General features: G+C 66.8%; 15 protein-coding genes. 5 read left to right on the plus strand and 10 right to left on the minus strand.

The window, feature by feature from the left end; translation table 11 throughout:
- The first annotated feature begins 63 nt into the window (after window positions 1–63).
- Both ACTXPP_RS09950 and ACTXPP_RS09955 read left to right on the plus strand, forming a co-directional pair.
- Window positions 64–1,311, plus strand: coding sequence for a hypothetical protein (locus ACTXPP_RS09950; RefSeq protein WP_301520411.1), 1,248 nt, complete (start codon window positions 64–66; stop codon window positions 1,309–1,311).
- A 177-nt stretch (window positions 1,312–1,488) separates the two neighbouring features.
- Window positions 1,489–2,307, plus strand: coding sequence for a hypothetical protein (locus tag ACTXPP_RS09955; protein WP_301495035.1), 819 nt, complete (start codon window positions 1,489–1,491; stop codon window positions 2,305–2,307).
- Here ACTXPP_RS09955 and ACTXPP_RS09960 read toward each other — a convergent pair whose 3' ends face one another.
- From ACTXPP_RS09960 to ACTXPP_RS09975, 4 genes are all read right to left on the minus strand, one after another.
- Complete coding sequence (locus ACTXPP_RS09960; protein WP_443342008.1) at window positions 2,308–3,612, minus strand: SatS C-terminal domain-containing protein; 1,305 nt, start codon at window positions 3,610–3,612, stop codon at window positions 2,308–2,310.
- Window positions 3,613–3,670: 58 nt separating this feature from the next.
- Entirely contained in the window at window positions 3,671–3,829 is a 159-nt protein-coding gene (locus ACTXPP_RS09965) for a hypothetical protein (protein ID WP_301495030.1), read from the minus strand.
- Window positions 3,830–3,905: 76 nt separating this feature from the next.
- Entirely contained in the window at window positions 3,906–4,898 is a 993-nt protein-coding gene (locus tag ACTXPP_RS09970) for a C40 family peptidase (RefSeq protein WP_301525613.1), read from the minus strand.
- Window positions 4,895–5,227 carry a hypothetical protein gene (locus ACTXPP_RS09975; RefSeq protein WP_301496605.1) on the minus strand — a complete coding sequence of 111 codons (333 nt, stop codon included), beginning with the start codon at window positions 5,225–5,227 and terminating at the stop codon, window positions 4,895–4,897. Before ACTXPP_RS09975 ends, ACTXPP_RS09970 begins: the two co-directional genes overlap by 4 nt.
- 151 nt (window positions 5,228–5,378) lie before the next feature.
- On the opposite strand from ACTXPP_RS09975, the gene upp reads away from it, so the two are divergent.
- A complete protein-coding gene (gene upp, locus ACTXPP_RS09980; RefSeq protein ID WP_301496607.1) occupies window positions 5,379–6,026 on the plus strand; it encodes a uracil phosphoribosyltransferase in 648 nt (215 codons plus the stop codon).
- Window positions 6,027–6,046: 20 nt separating this feature from the next.
- Here the strand turns inward: upp and ACTXPP_RS09985 are convergent, their stop codons facing one another.
- The 3 genes from ACTXPP_RS09985 to ACTXPP_RS09995 all read right to left on the minus strand — a co-directional run bounded on the left by ACTXPP_RS09985 (window position 6,047) and on the right by ACTXPP_RS09995 (window position 9,326).
- Window positions 6,047–6,727 carry a hypothetical protein gene (locus ACTXPP_RS09985; protein WP_301496608.1) on the minus strand — a complete coding sequence of 227 codons (681 nt, stop codon included), beginning with the start codon at window positions 6,725–6,727 and terminating at the stop codon, window positions 6,047–6,049.
- Between the two features lie 137 nt (window positions 6,728–6,864).
- Window positions 6,865–8,430 carry a phospho-sugar mutase gene (locus ACTXPP_RS09990; protein WP_301496610.1) on the minus strand — a complete coding sequence of 522 codons (1,566 nt, stop codon included), beginning with the start codon at window positions 8,428–8,430 and terminating at the stop codon, window positions 6,865–6,867.
- Window positions 8,427–9,326 carry a purine-nucleoside phosphorylase gene (locus ACTXPP_RS09995; RefSeq protein ID WP_301496611.1) on the minus strand — a complete coding sequence of 300 codons (900 nt, stop codon included), beginning with the start codon at window positions 9,324–9,326 and terminating at the stop codon, window positions 8,427–8,429. The genes ACTXPP_RS09990 and ACTXPP_RS09995 overlap by 4 nt, the downstream gene beginning before the upstream one ends.
- A 153-nt stretch (window positions 9,327–9,479) precedes the next feature.
- Here ACTXPP_RS09995 and ACTXPP_RS10000 point away from each other — a divergent pair, with 153 nt between their 5' ends.
- Window positions 9,480–10,709, plus strand: coding sequence for an amidohydrolase (locus ACTXPP_RS10000; RefSeq protein ID WP_301496613.1), 1,230 nt, complete (start codon window positions 9,480–9,482; stop codon window positions 10,707–10,709).
- Window positions 10,710–10,745: 36 nt separating this feature from the next.
- On the opposite strand, the gene ACTXPP_RS10005 is transcribed toward ACTXPP_RS10000, so the two are convergent.
- Genes ACTXPP_RS10005 through ACTXPP_RS10015 form a run of 3 tightly spaced genes read right to left on the minus strand, consistent with a single transcriptional unit; the run spans window position 10,746 to window position 13,441 of the window.
- Entirely contained in the window at window positions 10,746–11,468 is a 723-nt protein-coding gene (locus ACTXPP_RS10005; RefSeq protein ID WP_301496615.1) for a DUF1707 SHOCT-like domain-containing protein, read from the minus strand.
- 22 nt (window positions 11,469–11,490) lie between these two features.
- Window positions 11,491–12,753 (minus strand): PucR family transcriptional regulator, encoded by a 1,263-nt coding sequence (locus tag ACTXPP_RS10010; RefSeq protein ID WP_301496616.1) that lies wholly within the window; start codon window positions 12,751–12,753, stop codon window positions 11,491–11,493.
- A 43-nt stretch (window positions 12,754–12,796) separates the two neighbouring features.
- Window positions 12,797–13,441, minus strand: a complete 645-nt coding sequence (locus tag ACTXPP_RS10015) for a phytoene desaturase family protein (RefSeq protein ID WP_301496618.1) — start codon at window positions 13,439–13,441, stop codon at window positions 12,797–12,799.
- Window positions 13,442–13,528: 87 nt separating this feature from the next.
- Between ACTXPP_RS10015 and ACTXPP_RS10020 the strand changes: the two genes are divergently transcribed.
- Window positions 13,529–13,897, plus strand: a complete 369-nt coding sequence (locus ACTXPP_RS10020; protein ID WP_443342012.1) for a hypothetical protein — start codon at window positions 13,529–13,531, stop codon at window positions 13,895–13,897.
- Window positions 13,898–14,765: the final 868 nt, after the last annotated feature.

Genomic DNA, 14,765 nt, shown 5'->3' on the forward strand with positions numbered 1-14,765 from the left:
TCCATCTCACACAAAACCACACCGATTCACCAATACGAGCCACCAACTACGAGGGATGCACCAATGGCCAACTACGACCTGTACACCGAACTCCACCTCGACAAGGACATGCCGCCGAGCGGCATCTCCGAGATCCTGTCGGGACGCATCGCCGATCTGAGGACTCAGGGGTACAGGCCGGAGTCACCGGAGATGGACCAGTTGGAGACCGCCCAGGCCATCCTCGGTGACCCGTACAAGCGCGACATCTACGAGGCCGCGCTCGACAGCGGGCCGGACGACGTGGTCAACATCCGCTGGCTCCATGACCTCGCCGACGCCAAGACCCCGGAGTCCACGGTGAGCGAGCAGGTGTCTGCGGAGCCCGTGGAAACTGAGGGACGGGGGGACTCCGGGGCAGCGGACAGCGTAGGACGCCACGGTGCCGGCTACGGTGCCGGCTACGGTGCTGGTTACGGGGTCGGCCCCGACACTGGTTATGAGGCGACGCCGGTCGCGTCGGAGACTCCCTCCGCCGCTCCGACACGTCAGCAGGCTTACCCGGGGTACGAACCGCTGACCTCGGAAGGTCCCTCTGCTCCGGACACGGACGCGGATGCTGACGCTGATGAGCCGTCGTCGAGCACGACCTCGATCATCTCCCCGGTGCCGGACGATGCCGATGGTTCTGCTGACTCTGCGGATTCTGCGGGGTCCTATGACCCCGCTTTCTCGGACGCCCCGATCCCCGACAATGGGACGCCTGAGGCTGAGGGTGGGGCAGTGGCGGCGGACAGCGATAACGCTGCTGACGCCACTGACGCCACCGACTCTGCTGCCGAGGCAGGCGAGGCAGAGCAATCCGATGCGGCTGAGGCAGTGGTTCCCGCTGGTGGCAGTGGTTCCACCTCGAGCGCCTGGTTGGCCGCGGCTCCGGCGGCAGCTCCGAACTACTCCGCACCACACCAGGAGTCGGCCGGAGGTTTCGGCCAGTCGTCGCAGAAGTCCGGCGGAGCGGGACTCGACACCAGCAAGTGGGCGCTCAACGGCCGCCGACGCAGTGAATCCAAGGTCTACGTCGCGATCCTCGCGGTGCTTGCCCTGAGCATGCTCTACCCGCTGATCGCCACCATGGCCGCCTCCGACACCTCGATGGCACTGTTCCGGGCGACGCTGTTCACCCTCGCCTTCACCGTTGCGGTGGTCAGTGTCAACGAGGTCATCTGGGGCGTCCGGAAGATCGTCGCCCCCGATGCGCCGGCCCCGGTCGACGCTGCCGGTGCACCGGCTACTCCGGCCGCCGACGAGGAGGTCAGGGATTCGACGGTGTAGCTGCTCGAGTGAACAGAATTAACGGCCGGGAACCAGGGGTTCCCGGCCGTTTGTGCTGGCCACGGGGTTGATCGGCAATGTCGCCGCGCGGGGCGGTTGCTGCGAGATACTTCAGTGGAAGATAGGATTATGCGCAACTGACGTTTGCGAGAGAGACACCGGAAGGTCGTTGAGGCAATGAACAACAGCTCCTGGGGTAACGGGAACAACTGGGGTGGGGATCCTGACAGGCAGGGTCAGCCGCAGGGTCAGGAGCCGTGGCAGGGCGGGGCGTACCCGCCCGGTCAACCCGGATACCAGCAGCAGGGTTACCCGGGGCAGCAGGGCTACCCGTACCCGCAGGGCTACCCCGGGCAGCCGAATGAGCAGGACCAGAAGAAGTCGAACACCGGTGTCATCGTCAGTGTGATCGCCGCACTGGTGGTCCTGATCGGTGCTGGTGGTGCCGGACTGTGGTTCCTCACCAAGGACGACACCGATGCCGACGACTCCTCCGATTCCGTCGCCTTCGTCCCCAGCGAGTCGGAGGACCGGGACACCGGCGATGACGACACCGATGCGGGCCGCAGTGGTCTGGAGGACCGTCTGCTCGACGAGGACACCTCGTCGGATGATACGGGCGAATCCTCCGGTCTACCGTCGAACCTGAAGTACCCGGGCTTCGAGAACAGCGATGCCCTGTGCGATGGCGATGACACGTGGGTGTACGCCGGGACTGGCGGCGGATCGGACGCAGTGGTCTGCCTCGACGAGGCGGACGACAGCTACTACATGCGGGCAGATTTTGAGAGTGGAACGGCCCAGGGGCCGGTTGATGAGGATGCCTGGTTCGACATCGACGAGGGTGTCTATACCGTCGACGTCGACGGCGGGACCATCGAGGTTCTCGGCGGCCTCATCTATTTCTCGGACTCCGACGGGGACACCGAGACCCTCGCCCACTTCGACACCTACTACGTGTCCGACGGGGATGACCGGTGGCGCGAGGGAAGCTAACTAGAACTTGGTGAAACGCTCGGTCAACTTGGTCTCCAGCTGACCCCAGCCCTCGGATTCCTCGTCGAAGGGGGCGCTCGGGGTGCCCTGCGACGGGGAGCCGAGGATGTAGGCGATGTAGTCCTGCAGACGCGGGTAGGCCAGCAGAACCTTGTTCACCCCGTCATCCTTCGCCCAGTCGGCGGCGTCGGCAAGCAACTCATAGGCCCGGGAGAGCTGGTCGGTGTCCACCGAATCGATACCGGTGGAGATGTCGTCGCGCAGTCCGGTGAAGCCGTAGACGTTGGACTGGTGCACGGTCACCTCCAGCTCACCGGCGTTGGCGAGGGTGACCAGGTCGCCCCAGGTCTCCATCTCCGCCAGGTCGTGGTCCTTCGCGTCGATCATCCAGCGGACCATGGACCGCGATGACGGGAAGGTGTGGATCTCGCCGAGCCGTCCGAGGAACACCGGCTGACGGTCCCCGATGTAGCACCGCAGCGTGTAGACGGTGGTGCCGTCGATGGTGATACGGATCGGGTCGATGCCGGCAGTTCCCCAGGGCGTGGAGTCGTAGGGGTCGGCATCGTCTGCATCGGCACCGGACGCAGCGTCTGAGTCTGAGTCGGAGCCGGAGTCCTTGCCGGCTTCCCTCCCGGAACCGTTGTCGTCGGTGTTCTTCGACGCCTCTGCCGCAGCTTCCCCAGCGTCCTGCTCAGCCTTCGCGACCGCGTCGATGCGTTCCTGGGCGGCGGCCACCGCATCGGCGTCCACCTCCGGGGTGACGATGTTCTCGTCGACAGCATCGACCAGGTCAGCCCAGTTGTCCACCACGGTGTAGCCGATGCTGGACCACTCGTTCAGCCCGTTCCCCCCCGCGTAGTGGTCGGGTCCACGGGACACGTTCGCCAGCAGGGAGTAGGCCTGGAACCACCGGTTGACACGCTGGATACCGCAGACGGTGCCGAAGGAGCGCAGCACCTTGAAGGCGTTGGAGACCATCCGGGTGTTCTCGAAGGACGCCCGGCCGGCGAGGTTGTTCGGCAGCTCGACGAAACTGACCTTCCCCGCGGCCTTCGGGGTCACCTTGGACTCGGCCCCCTCGAGGAAAGCCTTCCACCGCGGGTGGTCGACCAGGTCGTGGTTGCTGCTGGACTCGATGTGGGCGAGGAGTTCAGCGGGGGAGGAGAAGCCGAAGACACCGGTGTCGTCACCGAGAAACGCCTGCCACTCCTCACCCCGGGAGACCCACCCTGGGGCCCACAGCGTGTAGAACGTGCCGGCGGTGGTCTCGAGTTCGAGGGTGACGATTCCGTTGTCTGCCATGACCGACGATTCTAGCCGTACGGTGCCCGTTGGTCGATGACCGGATCGCCGTTGTGTGTCACTGCTCACCAGCGGGCCCGTGGGTGAACAGTTCGGCGGTGAGAACCGGCGGCACAGTGGGTGGCGGATCGCCGAGAAACTGCTGGACGTTGTACTCGGCGACTGGTGGGGCGGAGGTGATCCGGGCCAGGCCGGAGTGGCGGATGCCAGGGGACATGTCGAGGTTCTCCTCGTCGGATTCGGGGCCGCTATTCGGGGCCGGATTCGGGGTCGGTATTCGGCGGTGCCCGGAGTCAGCCGGTGGGGCGGTAGAAGCCGAGGAAGTTCATGCCGATGTTGTCGGTACGGATCGAGCTGATCTGGACCGGATCTCCGGCCTCGATCATCTGTCCATCCCCGGTGACCATGGCGACATGGCCGTCCCACACGACCAGGTCCCCGGGGGCGAGCTGGTCGGCAGGTACCTGGGGGCCCACGGCCTGTTGGTCGGCGGTGCGGGGGATGTCCACCCCGGCCTGGCCGTAGGCCCACTGGGTGAGCCCGCTGCAGTCAAGGCCCACCCCGGGCGTGGTCCCGCCCCACGCATACGGCGTGCCCAGGGCACTGGTGGCGGCGGTGACCGCGGCGGCGGCCTCCGGGGTCGGGGCGCCGACGACCTCGGTGGCGCTGTCGCTGGCGGTGCCGGTGTCGCTGACCTGCTGTGCGATGGATCCCGACGGTGGCCCGGAGTCTGGCCCTGCGTCCGGTATCAGGGACAGTGCCGACGGTGAACCGGGGAGCGGCGGAGGGGCAGGAAGCGCCGCCCCGATCTGTTCGACCCGCCCGGTCAACCCACCGAGCTCGGCACCCAGGGCGTCCAGCCGGGCATGTGCCCGGACCAGGTGGCCACCGGCGATCTGGAAGGCCACCGCCGGAGTTGCCGGGGAAAACGGCGCGGCCGCCACGGCGGGCACCAGGTCACGTAGGCAGTCGGCGGCGACACCGGCGATGTCGGCCGCCGCCCGTTCCACCGCCACCGTCGCCTCGGCAGCCACCTCCTCCAGTTCACCGGACTGGGACAACAGGGCAGCAGCGTTGCGTCCGGCATCACCCAGCGCCCCGACGGCGGCGGTGCCGGCCGAGCCACGCAGGGCGGTGTCCACCAAGGTCGGGGCATTGTCGATGAGCAGTCCGGTCAGCTCCGCCTGATCGGCGGACAACAGCGCGGTCAGCGGATGGCTCCCCGGTGATGCGGCGGTGGGGGCCAGGGCACGGACCGGTTCAAGCAGTGCCAGGAGATCGGTCATCGCAGGGCCCCGGTGCCCATGCCGGCGAAGCGTGCTGCCGCGGCGTCCTCACCACGACGCAGTGCGGTAGCGGTGCTGGACAAGGACTCGGCGCTGGAGCGGTAGAAGCCACTGAACCCGGACATCACCGTGGCCTGTTCGCCACGAACCCGGGCCATGGCGGCGGTGAAAGCGGCCGCCTGCGGAACCGGGGCGAGAAGGGTGGCGGGTTCACCGGACGCACCGGGGCCACCAGGCCCACCGGGGCCCTTCGGGGCGCCGAGCCGGTCGGCGATTCCGGCGAGGTGGGTGGCGGCGGAGGCCAGGGACTCCGGGTCAGCGGTGAGCATGCCACACTGCTGTGGCTGGGGAGATGCAGTAGTCGGTGTCATGCCCGGAGAGACGCCACGGCAGGCCCTGAAGGTTCCCCGAGGTTCCCTGAGGTTCCCCGACAAGCGCGAACGTAGGGGATTGCCCCGGCGTCGACTACCGTGGAGAGCCATGGAGATCATCGAAGTCGACCACCCGCTCGCAGCGTCCCGCCTGACCATCATGCGCGATGCCCGCACCGACAACGTCGCATTCCGGACAGCCCTGGCGGACCTGGGAGCCATGCTGGTCTACGAGGCCGCCAGGGACCTCCCGGTGGAGGAGTTTTCCGTGGAGACCCCCGTCGCCACGGCCACCGGCCACCGGCTGTCGAACCCGCCGATCATCGTGCCGATCATCCGTGCCGGGCTGGGGATGATCGACCCCGCCTTGTCGATGATCCCGGACGCACAGGTCGGCTTCCTGGGGATGGCCCGTGACGAGGAGACCCACGAGCCGGTCCCGTATCTTGAGGCGTTGCCGGAGGACCTGACCGGACGCACCGTCTTCCTCGTCGACCCGATGCTCGCCACCGGCGGCTCGCTGCTGCACGCACTGCGCCTGCTGTCGGCCCGCGGGGCGACCGACATCATCGTGGTGTGCATGGTCTCGGCTGTGCCCGGCGTGGAGACGGTGCGTGACTCCGGTTACCCGGTGGCGCGACTGGTCACCGCCACCATCGACCCCGAGTTGGACGAGGCGGCCTACATCGTCCCCGGCCTCGGCGACGCCGGCGACCGGCTGTACGGTCCGCGCAACATCGACCTCGACGGGCTCTGACGGGTTCTGATCCTGCCGCGTCAGCGGTAGTTGTTCGGGTTGCGCAGGGAGATGGTGGACTCACCTTCGTACGTGTCGTCGTCGGCCTCGATCTCGACGACGATGGTCAGATCGACCTCCTGGCCCTGGGTGGGCAGCGGACTGCGGTCGAACCATTCGTAGGCGTCGGAGCTTTCACCTTCGCTGATGGAGCTCTCGCAGTCCTGGGTACGGTACTGGGCGATCTCGGTGCCGTCCTCGCTGGTGTAGGTGACCTTGGTCGAGCAGTTACGCAGCTCCTCGGAGGGCGACCACCCCACGCTGGGCAGCTTGGTCAGGCTGTCGCGTTCCGAGTAGTCGGCGGTCATTTCGTAGGTGGTCTGACCGGTCTTGATGATGGTGTTCGAGTAGCTGGACTTGTCCGGTGCGGTGACCGAGATCTCGACGTCCCCGGAGGAGGACGGTTCGACTGCCTTGTCGTCTGCATCGTTGTCATCGTCATCGGCGTCGTCATCTGCGTGGGCGGACTCAGACGCAGACTCAGCGGCCGATGCGGACGCTGAGGTGGTGTCGTCCTGCTCCACGGCGGTCTCCTGCTCGGTGAAGACGGGGTCGGTGCCGGTGTCGGTGGAATCGTCACCGTCGTCACCGCAGGCGGTCAGTGCCAGGGCGGTGGACAGGGCGGCGGCGACGGCGAGGGAACGGGCGGCGGGACGAATCATGGTGGGAACCTCATGAAGGATGGTTTGGCTATGACGGGGGTTACTCTAACCCATGCCACGCACACCAAAGTCGGAGTTCGGGGAGAACTCCTCGTGAGAACTTCTCAGGAGAACTCCCGAATGCCCTGTGAACTCGCTCAGTCCGTCAGTGAGCGGACCTGCGCCACCAGTGACGACAGGGCGTCCTCCACCGTGGTGGCATCAGCACCGGCACCGTCGGACGCACCGGCGGCGACCTGCAGGTAGAACTTCGCCTTCGGCTCCGTGCCGGACGGCCTGGCGAACAGCCGGTGCTCCAACCCGTCGGTGGACCACCGCAGCCGGAGCCCGGAGGAGATGTCCTCGACCTCGGAACCGGCGAACTCCGCCGGCGGCCGGGCAGCCCACCCCGCCACCAGGTCCGCCGCTGCGGCAGGGGAGTCACACCGCACCGACACCTGGGCGGTGCGCACGACCCCGTAGGTGTCGTCGACGCGGTGCAGCTGCTCGAGCAGGCTGGTGCCCTGTGCCTTGAGTTCCGCGGCCCATGTCGCGGCGACCAGCGCGGTGGCGATGCCGTCCTTGTCCGCCACGACCGAGGGGAAGGGACACGTCCCGATCGCCTCCTCGAAGGCGAAGGCCAGTTCACCAGGGGCATCGTCGGCGGCGCGGGCAAGGTTCTTGAAACCGGTCGCGGTCTCCCGGTAGTCCCAGCCGCGCGCGTCGGCGATGCGGCCGAGCAGACTGGAGGACACCACCGTCGTCGCCACCACCGGGGCGGGGGACTCCGCGCCCGGGGCATGCTCATTGACGACGCGGGTGGCCAGGAGCGGGCCCGTCTCGTCGCCGCGCAGCATCCGGAAGCCCTGCGGGGCGCTCGGGTCCGGGATGCCGAGCATGCACCGGTCAGCGTCCGGATCCAGGGCGATCAGCAGGTCAGGACGCTCTGCTGCGTCCCCGGCCGCGGTAGCGGTGTCGATCAGCAGGTCCGTGGCACCGGGCTCCTCCGGATTCGGGAAGTCGACCGTGGGGAACTCCGGGTCCGGCCAGCGCTGCGCGACGACCGTCGACGGCCGACGGAAACCCGCCTTGCGGAAGGTCTCCTCCAGGGCGTAGCCGCCGACCCCGTGCAAGGCGGTGTAGACCACGTGCAGGTCACGACGGGCGGCGAGGACGTGGCCGTCACCGGAGGCCAGCGGTGCGGTGACCGCCGAGACATAGCCCTCAACCGCGCCGAGGTCCAGGGACACCGTCGTGGACCGGGGCACCTCCGCGGCGGGCGGCTGGGCGGCGGTGAGCGCCTCGATCTCCCGGTCGGCAGGGCTGACCAGCTGGGAACCTCCGGCGAGGTAGAGCTTGTAGCCGTTGTCGGTGCGGGGGTTGTGGCTGGCGGTGATCTGCACCCCGGCGTCCAGACCACGGTGGCGCACCACCCACGCCAGCACCGGCGTGGGGGCCGGGTGGGCGATGAGCGTGACGTCGAAGCCGGCACCGGCGAAGGTCTCCGCCGCAGCCCGGGCCATCGCGTGCGAACCGTAGCGGGAGTCGTAGCCGACGGCGACGCTCAACTGACCGTCATGATCACCCTCATGATCGCAGTTCTTCGTCAGCCAGACGGCGATTCCACCGGTGGCGCGGGTGACAGTGGAGACGTTCATCTTGTCCTCGCCCGGGCCGAAAGGGGCCCGCAGGCCGGCTGTCCCGAAACTCAACTGGTTGCTCATGCCTGCTCCTTGGTGGTGTCGGTGGTGGTGTCGCTGGTGGTGTCGGTGTTCATCTCGGTGATCAGTTCACCGAGCAGGGTGCCCATGTCCGTTGCCGCCGCGGCTCCGGCGGCCAGGACCTCCTCGTGGTTCAACGGCTCACCGGTGATCCCGGCGGCCAGGTTCGTCACCAGGGAGATCCCGAGCACCTCGACGCCGGCGGCGCGGGCGGCGATCGTCTCGTAGACCGTCGACATGCCGACCAGCCCCGCCCCCATGGTGCGCAGCATGTGGATCTCCGCCGGGGTCTCGTACTGCGGTCCCGGCATCATCGCGTACACCGCCTCGCGCATCCCCGGGCGCAGGCGTCCGACCATGTGGCGTAACCTCGGCGAGTAGGCGTCCACCAGGTTCACGAAATCGGCGCCGACCAGCGGGGTGCGCGCGGTCATGTTCAGGTGGTCGCTGATCAGCACCGGCTCGCCGACGCTCATGCCCTCGGCCAGCCCGCCGGCGGCATTGGTCAGCACCACCGTGGATACCCCGGCGGCCGCGGCGGTGCGGACCGCATGCGCGGTCCGCCACAGGGCGTGGCCCTCGTAGGCGTGGGTGCGTCCCAACAGGACGAGGACATTCAGCCCACCGATCCGCAGACTCCGGACCGTCCCGCCGTGGCCCTCGGCGGTCGGGGGAAGGAAACCGGGCAGGTCCGACATGGGGAACTCAGTGAACTCCGTCAGGCCGTCCGGCCCGTCTGCCCCTTTCACACCGTCCCCAGAACACAGGACATCGGCGGCAGGACGCCACCCCGAGCCCAGGACAACAGCCACGTCATGGTGGTCACGCCCGGTGCGTTCAGCCAGTTCGGCGGCAGCGCGGTCCGCCAGTTCCGCCACGGAAAAGTCAGCGTCAGTCATGGTTCCCAGCATAGGCCAGCGAGGGTGGCGGGCTGGCCGAACCCGCCAGGGTGGGAGCGGGACAGGTACCGGGGTAGGAGTCTGGGGCACAAGGTGGCTAGTATGAACTGGCAATGAACTGCATGGTCTAGATGGTGAGGAGCACCGCCCACAGTGAGCACTCTCGGTTCCGCCGACACCGGCCCGGTGGCTGACGCCGTCGCGTCCTGGATCGTCGACAACCACGACCGGGTCATCGGCTGGCGGCGCTATCTGCATTCCCACCCCGAACTGTCCCACAAGGAGTTCGGGACCACCGAGTTCCTCGTCGAGACCCTCACCGAGGCCGGCCTGGAGCCGGTGCGGCTGCCGGGTACCGGCGTGATCGTCGACATCGGTGAACCCGACCCGGCCAACCCCTTGATCGCCTTCCGCGCCGACATCGACGCCCTGCCGCTGACCGAGGTCACCGGACTGGACTTCGCCTCCACCACCCCCGGGGTGATGCACGCCTGCGGTCACGACATCCACACCACCGTGGTGCTCGGCCTGGCCTGCGCGCTGGCCGACCTGCACCGTGACGGTGGGCTGGACCAGCGCGTCCGGTGTATCTTCCAGCCCGCCGAGGAGGTGCTCGACGGCGGTGCCACCGATGTCATCCGCGCCGGTGCCCTCGACGGGGTCAGCCACATCTTCGCCGTGCACGCCGAGCCCAAGCTGCGGGCCGGCCAGATCGGTGTGAAGACCGGGGCGATCACCTCGGCCACCGATGTCGTGGAACTGGTGGTGCGCGGGCCCGGTGGTCACACCAGTCGTCCGCACCTCACCGCCGACGTGATCTTCGCGGTCGGCCAGCTGATCACCCAGCTGCCCGGTCTCCTGTCCCGCCGGGTCGATCCGCGTACCGGTACCGTGCTGACCTTCGGTGCGGTCAACGGCGGCTCCGCCTTCAACGCCATCCCGCAGCAGGCCACGCTGCTGGGTACCTTGCGTACCGGCAGCCCCACGGTATGGCGCACGCTGGACACGCTGTTCCCGGAGCTGGTGGAACAGGTCCTGGCGCCTACCGGTGCCACGGCCGAGGTTCGCTACACCAAGGGTGTTCCGCCGGTGACCAACGACGACGCCTGTACCGCGCTCATGGCCCAGGCCGTCAAGGACGTGGACCCCTACGCACTGCAGGAGGCCCCGCAGTCCTCCGGCGGCGAGGACTTCAGCTGGTACCTGGAGCACGTCCCCGGTGCCATGGCCCGGCTGGGTGCCTGGACCGGCGAGGGGGAGAAGCCGGACCTGCACCAGCCGAATATCGTGCTGGACGAGGCCTGCATCCCGGTGGGCGTGCGGCTGTTCGCCGGCGTGGTGGAGCAGTTCGGACGCGTCGAGGCCGACGCGTTGCAGATCTAGTAACGCGGCGCTGGTTCTACGGCGCTGCCGCTCGACTCAGTCGTCGTCGGACTTACTGTGCTTGCCACTGCCGCCGCGGCCACCGCGGTTGGTGAACATGTTGCCGGCGCCCTTCACCGCACGCTGTGCCAGGTCCCAGGCCTCCGTGCCCATCTCCGACTGTTTCTGCCGACGTTGTGCCTTACGCTCCTCGTTCGCGATCTGCTCGGCATGCGCCTTCTCCTCCAGCTCCAGCTGATGCTCACGGCGTAGTTGCTTGACCCGCGCACGCTCCAAGGCCTCGGGGGAGGGGGCGTGCCAGGACTCGGGGCCGATCTTGACCACGTACAACAGGATCGCCACCGCCGGGATGATGAGCAGCAACAGCGGGCCCGCCACCGAGGAGCTGAATATCCCGGCCCCGGCGATCGCCGCGATGGTGGTCAGCCCCATGATTCCGGCCCGCGGGCGGGCACCTCGGCGGTGCTGCTCGGCCAGTTCCTGGGCGGAGTAGACCGCCAGTTCCGTGCTGGTCCCACCGGTGTTGCCGGACAGTCGCGCCTGTTGGTCGGGCAGGGTGGGCAGATCGGTGAACAGGACGTCCAACTGGTCGCGGGTGGTTGCCGCCGCGGCGTCCCGGCAGCGGTCGTCGTATTCGGTCAGCGTGATCCTGCCGTCGGCGAAGTGCACGGCCAACAGGGACAGCGCGCCCTCGCGCTCGGCGTCGCCGACGCGGACATGGCTACCCGCAGACACGGAGTCTCGGCGGGAATCACTCATGGTCCCCAGTGTAACCGCCGGGTCACTCCTCCTGTGTGTCGGTGCTCAACACCGACGGTCCGAGAAGTCGGCACATGTGCAGCGCAACGGAGTTTTCCGCCGGAGTGCCCGGATTCTCTGCGCCGATCAGTGCTCGGGCCTGTTCAATGCGGTATTTCACGGTGTTCCTGTGCAGCATCATCAGTCCTCCGGTCCGGGTGAAACTCGCCCCGGAGTCCGGGAAGACCGAGTATGTTTCCCTGAGCCGAGCAGCGTTGTCAGAATGTGCGGCCAACTCGCCAAGCTGTTCGTTTACCCAGTCCCGTAACGCCGGTACATCGGAGCTGAGCAGGGAAGCCAAGGCAACTCCGGGATCGTCGTAGCATACTGGGGCGGGGCGGTCCGGACCTGTGATGCGTGCCAGGTATTCAGCAGACTGAGCCTGGCGGTGTGATGTCCGGAATCCTGCGACACCCGACTGAGCGGTGCCGAAGCAGATCTGTGCCCCCGGTACCCGTGAATGCAGTTCCTGGGAAAGGGCCGTCGTCTCGGTGAGCGGGTCGGTGCCCTCCACGCCGAACCACACCCACGCTGTTCCCCGGTCTACGGCAGTGAACAACGTGGTGCCGGTGAAGCCAGGCCCGCGGGCTATCCACTGCGCTTGGGTTTGCAGGTCAGTGGTGTGGTCGACCGCTGGACTGTCTTGATTGACCCACATCACCGAAGCTCGATGGCGTTGGTCGAGCCGATAGTGGGCAATACTCTCGAACCGCGCCTCCGGAACCGGTGTCCCTGACAACACATCCCGGATCACCGTCGCCGTTGCTGTCGCACTGAAGTCGGTGAGGCGTCGTGCCTCCTGCTCATAGGCGTCCAGCACTTCCGCGCTGATCCAGTCGATGTAGGAGTGGAGGAAGCCGTCGATGTGGTGGAGTACCTGGAGCTTCTCATCGGCGGAGCAGTCCAGGTCCCGGACGATCTTAAAGATTTCGCGGCGTCCGCCCTCTGCGCCGTGATGGTACGCCCGACGTAACTGGTCTGCGGAAACTCCCCGGTCAGCAAGCAACTGTGCATAGCGGATCGCCACCGTACTCGGTCGGGCCTCCTCGACCGGAATCTGGTTGCGCAGAAGCTGGATCACGGTTTCAAGGTTGCCGGACACGCTCGACGCCAGCATGTCGGCAAGCTCTTCGGACACCAACGGAGTCTCATTCTGGACGATGAGTTCCGTCATCGCATCACTGATCCGGTCGAACTTACTGTGCATGATGGTGCCGATACGAATAACGAGACTGTCCAGCGTCACGATGCGCCCCCTGCCGTGTGAGGCAGTTCCAGGTTATGGTCCTTCAACGCGGACAGTGCCGCGTTGTAACCGCACATGCCGTGGGCTCCGGCACCCGGCGGGGTGGCTGCGGAACACAGGTAGATACCGCGCGTCCCTGTGCTGTACGGGTCGAGGGCGATCCGCGGGCGGAACAGCAGTTGGCGCGCGAATTCGCACCGGTGACGATGTCTCCCTCGATGTAGTTCGGGTTGGCGTCCTCTATATGCCGGACATTCCATACCGTCTTCGCCACGATGCGGTCGCGGAATCCTGGTGCGTATTCCTCGATGCGCGCGATGATCGCGGCGGTGGCGTCCCCGGTGAAACCCGCCGGGACATGGGCGTAGGTGTCCACCGGATGGACGCCACCCCGGGCACGGGTGGGGTCCGCCACCGACTGCTGGGTCACCAGCACGAACGGTTTCTCCGGCATGGTGCCCCGGTGGATCTCCCGCTCCGCCACCGCCGTCTCCTCGAAGCTGCCGCCGACATGGACTGTTCCAGCCTCGCGGGACGGCAGATGCGTCCACGGAATACCACCTTCGACGGCGAAATGCACGGCGAAGGCGCCCGGACCGTGCCGGAAACGGGACAGCGCCCGAGACACTGCCTCGGGCATGACGTCCCCGGCGATGTCGACGGCGGCTCGGGGGGAGGTGTCCAGCATGACGACCCAGAATCCGGGACGTCGGACAGTGACCGCAGCCGTACCCCGGTCTCAACTCTGCCACCGTGCGATTCGAGGACGCCGACCATGGCGTCGGAGATCGCCGCCGAACCACCGACCGCCGCCGGCCACCCGAAGGTGTGTGCTGCAGTGCCCAGCGCCGCACCAGCAGCAGACGACGCCAGAGTGTGGAACGGTCGGAAGGCATGTGCCGCCACGCCGCCGAACAAAGCCCGGCCCTCGGGGGTGCGCAACAGTCGGGCGGTCACGGAGACCGGCATCCCGGCGACGGCACCGAAACGGGCCAGTTTCACCGGGTGGTCGGGAACATGGATCATCGGGCGGAGAAAGTCTTCCGTGACATCGGCGAAACTCCGGGCGAGCGGGCCGAAGACGGACCGCCAGACTGCGGCATCCTTCCCCAGTGCCCCAGCGGTGTGGTTGACGTCCCGGTAGACCGCCGCACCTGCCCCCGCTTCCAGTGGATGGGAGTACTGCACCTCCGGCCAGGTCCAGGACAGGCCGTGTCCGGCGAGATCCACGGAACGGGAGAAAGCACTGTCCACCGCCAGTGGGTGGATCCCGGAGCAGTGGTCGTGGATCAGACCCGGAAGCGTGACTTCCCCTGACCTGGTTCCACCCCCGACTTCGTCGGCGGCTTCGAGCACTGTTATACACTCAACGCAGAGGACTACGATAATGCCCATGGAAACAACTGGGGAAGACAAAGAGGAAATAAGAGATCCGGGGTGAACAGTGTGGCAATCGTCAACCCAAATGGCGGACCATCTGGAACCGAAAACGAGCTCTGGACAGCGTGGGCAGGATACGACGAATACTCCGGGAACTGGCACGGCTGCGTGGATGGTCTTGAGGTCCTATGGAAGTAGATCGACCGGAAAAGAGAAGACTTGTACTCCGCCCGGATCATGGACACCCCAGCTCACTCTGGGGGGAACCCCCGAGGGATAAAGTAGTTGGAGTTCGCCCTTATGTAACAGCGGAAGACTTCAATCTAAGTGAAGCATTGAAACGGAAATTACACTCTTGGACAGTGTACTTTCAGGAAAGGTTCGTTAGCGAATCGTCCCAATTCGACGATCCGCCAGTATGGAGACCAGGCTCCAAGGTGGAAGAATGGAATATGTGCGGACATGACATCGTAACCGCATTAGAAGAAGAGCTTGTAGACTACTCTGTGGAGGCTAAGTTCGACACATACGTATATTCCGTAAATGAGTGCCGTAGAAGAAATGGTTTGCCCCCATTTGTGCCCGGCTCGGGCGGTCGATGACATCCAGCGCATATAGGTCTTTACTTATCT

This window comes from Candidatus Corynebacterium faecigallinarum (assembly GCF_052264515.1).
Lineage (GTDB): Bacteria > Actinomycetota > Actinomycetes > Mycobacteriales > Mycobacteriaceae > Corynebacterium > Corynebacterium faecigallinarum.

Excerpts from the sequence above, each read along its gene's own strand:
- ACTXPP_RS09960 (WP_443342008.1), bottom strand. The coding sequence starts at position 3,612 with ATGGCAGACAACGGAATCGTCACCCTCGAACTCGAGACCACCGCCGGC.
- ACTXPP_RS09995 (WP_301496611.1), bottom strand. The coding sequence starts at position 9,326 with ATGACTGACGCTGACTTTTCCGTGGCGGAACTGGCGGACCGCGCTGCC.
- ACTXPP_RS09990 (WP_301496610.1), bottom strand. The coding sequence starts at position 8,430 with ATGAGCAACCAGTTGAGTTTCGGGACAGCCGGCCTGCGGGCCCCTTTC.
- ACTXPP_RS09985 (WP_301496608.1), bottom strand. The coding sequence starts at position 6,727 with ATGATTCGTCCCGCCGCCCGTTCCCTCGCCGTCGCCGCCGCCCTGTCC.
- ACTXPP_RS09965 (WP_301495030.1), bottom strand. The coding sequence starts at position 3,829 with ATGTCCCCTGGCATCCGCCACTCCGGCCTGGCCCGGATCACCTCCGCC.
- upp (WP_301496607.1), top strand. The coding sequence starts at position 5,379 with ATGGAGATCATCGAAGTCGACCACCCGCTCGCAGCGTCCCGCCTGACC.
- ACTXPP_RS09970 (WP_301525613.1), bottom strand. The coding sequence starts at position 4,898 with ATGACCGATCTCCTGGCACTGCTTGAACCGGTCCGTGCCCTGGCCCCC.
- ACTXPP_RS09955 (WP_301495035.1), top strand. The coding sequence starts at position 1,489 with ATGAACAACAGCTCCTGGGGTAACGGGAACAACTGGGGTGGGGATCCT.
- ACTXPP_RS09950 (WP_301520411.1), top strand. The coding sequence starts at position 64 with ATGGCCAACTACGACCTGTACACCGAACTCCACCTCGACAAGGACATG.
- ACTXPP_RS09975 (WP_301496605.1), bottom strand. The coding sequence starts at position 5,227 with ATGCTCACCGCTGACCCGGAGTCCCTGGCCTCCGCCGCCACCCACCTC.
- ACTXPP_RS10005 (WP_301496615.1), bottom strand. The coding sequence starts at position 11,468 with ATGAGTGATTCCCGCCGAGACTCCGTGTCTGCGGGTAGCCATGTCCGC.
- ACTXPP_RS10015 (WP_301496618.1), bottom strand. The coding sequence starts at position 13,441 with ATGCTGGACACCTCCCCCCGAGCCGCCGTCGACATCGCCGGGGACGTC.
- ACTXPP_RS10020 (WP_443342012.1), top strand. The coding sequence starts at position 13,529 with ATGGCGTCGGAGATCGCCGCCGAACCACCGACCGCCGCCGGCCACCCG.